Below are 6283 nucleotides of genomic sequence, written 5' to 3'. Positions count from 1 at the left end.
GCCATCGTTATCGCGCACATACCTATTCTCGCCGAATATCATTGGTCAGCAAGTATTTTCGCTGGCATGTCTCGGCTTACTTACGAACTCCTTAGTACAAGGGCGCGACGACGGCGTTCTTCGCCGCGCACGCCGACGAAGTGATCTCGGTCGAGTTGGATGATGCGCTCTTCGCCTCAGCCAAGCGACGATTCGCCGGTACGGCCAATGTGAGCATTGTTCATGGCGACTCGTTGACTGAGATCCCGAGGCTCGTTGCTCGTTGTTCCTCGCCCCCGCTCGTATTCTTGGATGGCCATTTTTCGGGAATTGGTACCGCTACAGGTGAGGAGATGGAGCCCGCGCAATCTACGCTGGGACGGTTGGCCAATGTATGTCCAGCCGGGTCCACAATTGTGATAGATGATTTGCGGCTCTTCGGTTCGGGGTTGGCAGGTTTTCCGCAACTTGACGCGATCACCGGTGCCGCCCGAGCAGCGTTTGCGGACTCGGTGATTCGTGCCGGCTTGGATTCGATCGTGGTCGAGGTCAGGTGACGCGACGGTCGACCGTCGTTGCCCGCGCTTCGGCGCCGACTGCATCCGGAGCGCATCCGGTGGCGTAGGGCCTTCGCGAGTTTGCAATTCAGTACACAACACGGTTGAGAGGCCGAAGCGGCAGGTCGGCGTCCAGCGTCGCTGATGTGGCCGGTGGTGATGCGAACGCCGATTTCGGCCGCTTGCGTGCCGACGGCGACGGCCCCGCCAGCGGCCCCGCCTGAGCCGGCGGGCCGAGCCACAGCGGGCCGAACGCCAATCGAATCTCCGTATGTCACGCCCCTCGGGGATTCCCAGGGACCAATTCTCGGTTTCGCTGCGCTGTCGTTCAGGTGCCGTAACCGTGTCACATCAAGATTCCGTAATTCGACCCGATAAGCAGGGCCCTGGACTAAGCTCTGAGCGACTGTGGTGGGGAGGCTCTGCGGCAGCTGCCGTTCGACCAGGCCAAAAAGGGGAGAAGTGGACAAACTCCTCAAGTTGATGCCACTTCGATCAGCTTCGGCTGATCGACCACGGCTTGCGCCGGTAGCGGGCCGGGACGAGTGCGCAGCACCCCGCGGAGACGCGTTGCAACCGCACCACGACGCGGTGGAGGCCGAACGCAACAGCAACCCTGGCGCATCCGAGTACGAAAGCCTCAGTTGTCACCCTCACGTTGACCATGCCGACACCGCCGACAGGTCCGCGGTGCCCGGTGGCCGGGTTTCGCGCGTCCTCAAGATATTCGGCGGCCGGCGAGCTCTGCCGGCGGTTCTTATGCTGACAGTGCTGATCGCCTTGCCCACGCTCAAAATCGGCTTTTTCGCGGACGACTACACCCTGCTCGCAGAAATCGAGCACGCCGTGCCGTCGTATGCGCACCAATCGCCCATCGACCTCTATCGGTTCGCTTCCAACCGCGCCGAAGTCAACCAACTGATCAAAGACGGTCCACTGCCCTGGTTCACCGATCCAGGCTTTAAAATGCACTTCTGTCGGCCGTTGACGAGTCTATTGTTTTCGCTCGACCACAGTCTTTGGGGCCATTTTGCGGCGGGCTATCACGTAACGTCGATATTGCTTTATGTCACGCTCGTCCTGTCTGTAGGCGTTTTGCTCCGCGTCGCACTCGGTGTCCGACACCTGGGGCCGCATTCGGCAACCGCGACCCTTGCCGCGCTGCTGTTCGCTGTCGACGCGCTTCATAGTGAGCCCGCTGGTTGGATCGCATCGCGTCACGTGATGTTGGCCGCCATACCTGCCACGCTTGGCCTTACCGCACATGTGCGATTCGTGCGTGACGAGTGGCGACCCGGGGCGTTGCTGGGCCCTCTCGGCGTCATAGTGGCCTTGCTGGGCAGTGAGACAGGTCTGGGCGCCGTAGCTTGCTGGCTCGCTTTCGACGCGTTCGCTCTCATGCCCCCGAATCGGTCGTCGGCGCGCTCTCGCGTGCTCGCGAGTATGCCGGTGCTTGCGATCGCAGCAGCCTACATGGGCGTATACAGCCTGCTCGACTTCGGCGCTGGTGGGAACCTCTACGTCGGGCCTACTAGTAATCCGATCGGCTTCCTGCGGGCGGCGGCCGAGCGCGTCCCCACATTGGTGGGATCTTCAGTGCTCGGCGCTATTACCAATGTGTCGCCGGCAACGGGCGCCGCAATCGGATTTGCGGCCGTGCTCGCGCTCTTTCTGATCTATCGCCTCGTCCGGCCGGCCATAGCCGATAGCGAGCGCGCGACGCTGCGTTGGCTACTCCCAGGAGCCTTGCTCTCGTTGACAATTAGCTCGGCGGGCCCCGCAAGCCCGAGGCTTTTATTGTTTCCGAGCATCGCAACAGCATTTTTTCTCGCCGTCTTGCTCTATCGGGGCGGCCAACAACTCGCCACGTCAGGTTCACGGCAGGTGCTCCGCGTAGGTCTTCTGTCAATTGTGTTGTTACACCTGGTATTTGCTCCGATTGCATTTGTCTCCGGTGTTGGCCAACTCATCCAAACTGCTCGTCAGGAAATCGAGATTTTCCAGACGGCCGGTCTAGAGGATTCCGTGGTCAGTCATGTGATCGTTTTGGCCGCACCGGATATGCAGACGGCCTTCTACCCTGCTGCGATTGACCAGGCGCTCGCACCGAGGGCCGTCAGCGCCTGGCACATCTTGTCGATGGCCCAGAGTGGTCACCGGCTGACACGGACCGGTGCGTCGAGTTTTCGCCTTGACGCGATTGGCGGCCCTGCGGCATCAAACCCAGTCGAGCAAACGTTTCGGTCTTCTCGCGCGCCCCTGAGCGTCGGCGAGCAGATAGAGCTCAGTGGCGCTACGGTTACAGTTGTCTCCGTTGACGGTTCTGTACCCAGGTCCCTGGATGTTAGGGTCGACGTACCTTTGGACGATCCGGGGCTTGTCCTCCTGGTCGCGCGCAACAACCGGCTTGTCCGGCTGATTCCACCGCCCGTAGGTGCCAGCGTCGAATTTCCAAGCAGCGGTGGGCGTCCGACGGGGTGAGCCCGTTTGTGCGGAATAGTCGCGCCCGGACTCAGGGTTATTATGGTCAACCGTGGTGCGCGTGCCTGACGCTGATCAGCTTGCGCCACGGCTCAATTCTGCGGCGCAACATCGCCGACAATGACACTTTGACGAATACCGGCAGGCGCTTTTTGAGTTCCTCGTCCTCTGCAGTGCTGAGCCCGCTCACATCGTTGTAGTCGGCCACCACGATATCCATGTACCGGGCAACCAGTGCTGGATTGGAGAAGCAGCGAATGTTGAAATCCCAGTCCGCCCACAAGCGGTAGCGCAGGTTGAAGGGGCCGATACCGGCAAACAGCTCACGACGATAAAAAATAGCCTGATGGCAGATGTTCTGCTCGAATAACAACCGGTCGAGGTCGAAGCTGCCGGCATAGCGCGATGAGGTCGAACGCATCATGGCGTCGCCGTACACTATGTCGCTGGGGCCGCTTTCGCCGATGAAGGCGGCTATCTGCGCAAGCGTGTCCGGCTGATAAAGGGTGTCGTCGGCGCCTAAGAACAGCAACCAAGTTCCCGTGGCGAGCGCAACGCCTTTGTTCATCGCGTCGTAAGGCCCCTGATCGGGTCCGCTATGAATCAGCAGGCGCCCGTCCATGTCGGGTTTATAGCCGTTCGCGATATCCAGGGTCGTGTCCGTGGAGCAGCCATCGACCAAGACAACCTCGAAGTCTTTCCACGTCTGGCTGATGATGCTGTCGAGGCACGCACCCAGGGTCGCTGCCGTGTTGAACGTGGGAACAACGATGGAGAACAGCGGCGGTGCAACCATTCCCGATCAGCTGTCCTCGCGGAAGAAGATGCCGTCGGCCTGAAGCATCCGGCCATTGCGCATATCTGTGAAACAGGGCACCAGCCCAGTCAGTGTGAAGCCCATGGAGTACGCGACATCGAGCGCTTCGCGGATGAGCATGCCGCCTTCGTACAAGGGTATGAAGGACAGCTCCAGCTGCATGCCGACGCAACGGTCTTCCAGGGTTTTCTGAGCGCCGGCGAGAACATGCTTCTCAAAGCCTTGAACGTCTATCTTCATGAAAACAACATCGGTCGGCGACACGATTTCTGCTGCTACCGAGTCGAGTCGGCCGATGGGCACCTCTTCGGTGCTGACGTAGTTCGCTGGCGGATAGGCGTCTTGATGGCTTTTCAGCATGGGCAGCACCGAACTGCTTTCACCGGCGTTGCCGGCAACGTTGATCGAGATCGTTCCTTCTGTGTCACCAATTGCGCACCGCCTGCAATCCCAAAGCGAATCTTTCGAGGCCTTGTGTTCGAGGAGTGCAAAAGGCCCCGCTAAAGGTTCGAAAGAAGTTATACGACCCCTGTAATCAGCTTCCCGAAGGCCCGCCGCATATTGTCCCGAGTTGGCGCCCACGTCGAGAACGTGATTTACCTTGTGGTGTTTCAGCTGATTCAGGAAATTACGCTTTCCGTCCAGCTCGGGGTGGTAGCGGGATACGTCGAAACCAATCCGGCGCGTAAACATACGAGCACGGTGCGATAGCGCCACTGCGTCACACTAACATGTGGGCAGCTACTTTCTTGCCGCGCCGGAGTTATCGCGATACCACGCCACCGTGCCTTCGATGCCGTCCCGCAGCCCGATTCGCGATGACCATCCTGCTTCGCGCAGCCTGGAGACGTCCAGCAGCTTGCGGGGCGTGCCGTCCGGTTTGGTTGAATCCCAGTGGGTTTCGCCGGAGTAGCCCACCGCCGCGGCCACCATCCCGGCGATCTCTGCGATGGAGTGGTCGACGCCGGTGCCCACGTTGACGTGCTCGGGTCCGTCGTAATGCTCCAGCAGAAACAGCGACGCGGCGGCCAGGTCATCGACGTGCAGCAGTTCACGTCGCGGCGTCCCGGTGCCCCAGTTCGTCACTTCGGGCGCTCCGGCGGCTCTGGCCTCGTCGTAGCGGCGGATCAGCGCGGGCAGCAGGTGTGAGCCGGTCGGGGAGAAGTTGTCACCCGGGCCGTACAGATTCGTCGGCATCGCCGAGATCCACGCCAGGCCGTGCTGGCGCCGCACGGCCTGCACCTGCAGGATGCCGGCGATCTTGGCGATCGCGTAGGCGTCGTTGGTGGGCTCGAGTGGGCCGGTCAGTAGCGCGCTCTCCGGGATCGGTTGCGGACTGAACTTCGGATAGATGCAGGAGGAACCCAGGAACAGGAGCCGCGGTACCCCGGCGGCCACGGCGGCGTCGAGCAGGTTGACCTGGATCTGCAGGTTCTCGGACAGAAAGTCGGCCGGATAGGTGCTGTTGGCCAGGATGCCGCCGACTCGGGCCGCCGCGTCGATCACCACCCGCGGCTTGGCGTCGAGCATGAAGTCGAACGTCGCGGCCCGATCGGTCAGATCGAGTTCCGAGCGTGGCCGCACCAGCAGGTTGGTGAACCCCTCGGCGCGAAACGTGCGCACCAGCGCGGATCCCACCAGCCCGCGGTGCCCGGCGATATATACCGGTGTTGCCCGGTCGAGGGCGCCGGATACGGTGCCGGCGTTCATGTCTGGCCGGGAAGGGACGGCGTGTCGATCCAGGGACTGCCCTCGCACTCCAGAGCAGCGACGTCGGCGTCGACCATCAGACGAGCCAGTTCGGCGGTGTGGACGGATGCTTTCCATCCCAGCTTGTCGCAGGCTTTCGACGCATCGCCGATCAACGAATCCACCTCGGTGGGCCGTAGGTAGCGTTCGTCGAACTTGACGTGCTCCTGCCAATCGAGTCCGGCATGTGCGAAGGCGGTTTGGGCGAACTCGCGCACGGTGTACCCCCGCCCCGTCGCCAGCACGAAGTCCTCGGGTTCGGGCGCTTGCAGCATCCGCCACATTCCCTCGACGTACTCCGGCGCGTAGCCCCAGTCGCGGACGGCGTCGAGATTGCCCATATACAGCTCAGACTGCCGGCCGGCCTTGATCCGTGCAACCGCCCGCGTGATCTTTCGTGTCACGAAAGTCTCACCACGTCGCGGTGATTCGTGGTTGAACAGGATGCCGTTGACGGCGAACAGCCCATAGGCTTCGCGGTAGTTGCGCGTTGCCCAGTACGAGTAGACCTTCGCCGCGCCGTAGGGCGACCGCGGGTAAAAAGGTGTCAGCTCGTTTTGGGGCGGAGGGGACGCCCCGAACATCTCCGAGGACGACGCCTGATAGAAGCGGCAGTGCACCTTGGACAGGCGCACCGCCTCGAGCAGACGCATGGATCCCATGCCCGTGGTGTCACCGGTGTGCACCGGTTCGTCGAAAC

General features: G+C 61.8%; 6 protein-coding genes. 2 read left to right on the top strand and 4 right to left on the bottom strand.

Going from position 1 to position 6283, the window contains the following annotated elements; translation table 11 throughout:
* Positions 1-140 precede the first annotated feature (140 nt).
* Together AC2VON_RS01430 and AC2VON_RS01425 are read left to right on the top strand one after the other, a co-directional pair.
* Positions 141-536 carry a hypothetical protein gene (locus AC2VON_RS01430; protein ID WP_486951337.1) on the top strand — a complete coding sequence of 132 codons (396 nt, stop codon included), beginning with the start codon at positions 141-143 and terminating at the stop codon, positions 534-536.
* Positions 537-1106: 570 nt separating this feature from the next.
* Positions 1107-3017, top strand: coding sequence for a hypothetical protein (locus AC2VON_RS01425; RefSeq protein WP_486951336.1), 1911 nt, complete (start codon positions 1107-1109; stop codon positions 3015-3017).
* Positions 3018-3063: 46 nt separating this feature from the next.
* On the opposite strand, the gene AC2VON_RS01420 is transcribed toward AC2VON_RS01425, so the two are convergent.
* The 4 genes from AC2VON_RS01420 to AC2VON_RS01405 all read right to left on the bottom strand — a co-directional run.
* Complete coding sequence (locus tag AC2VON_RS01420; RefSeq protein ID WP_486951335.1) at positions 3064-3813, bottom strand: glycosyltransferase family 2 protein; 750 nt, start codon at positions 3811-3813, stop codon at positions 3064-3066.
* A gap of 6 nt (positions 3814-3819) precedes the next feature.
* Positions 3820-4527 (bottom strand): FkbM family methyltransferase, encoded by a 708-nt coding sequence (locus AC2VON_RS01415; protein WP_486951334.1) that lies wholly within the window; start codon positions 4525-4527, stop codon positions 3820-3822.
* Positions 4528-4575: 48 nt separating this feature from the next.
* On the bottom strand, positions 4576-5544 hold the full coding sequence (locus tag AC2VON_RS01410; RefSeq protein WP_486951333.1) for a GDP-L-fucose synthase family protein: 969 nt from the start codon (positions 5542-5544) through the stop codon (positions 4576-4578).
* Positions 5541-6283: GDP-mannose 4,6-dehydratase (locus AC2VON_RS01405; RefSeq protein ID WP_486951332.1), on the bottom strand; the 743-nt coding region annotated here is incomplete at its 5' end. The genes AC2VON_RS01410 and AC2VON_RS01405, both read right to left, overlap by 4 nt.

Source organism: Mycobacterium sp. TH-M82, assembly GCF_057473605.1.
The sequence above is the reverse complement of the archived record's forward strand: the minus strand, read 5'-3'. Positions and strand labels throughout refer to the sequence as shown.

Excerpts from the sequence above, each read along its gene's own strand:
- AC2VON_RS01420 (WP_486951335.1), bottom strand. The coding sequence starts at position 3,813 with ATGGTTGCACCGCCGCTGTTCTCCATCGTTGTTCCCACGTTCAACACG.
- AC2VON_RS01415 (WP_486951334.1), bottom strand. The coding sequence starts at position 4,527 with ATGTTTACGCGCCGGATTGGTTTCGACGTATCCCGCTACCACCCCGAG.
- AC2VON_RS01410 (WP_486951333.1), bottom strand. The coding sequence starts at position 5,544 with ATGAACGCCGGCACCGTATCCGGCGCCCTCGACCGGGCAACACCGGTA.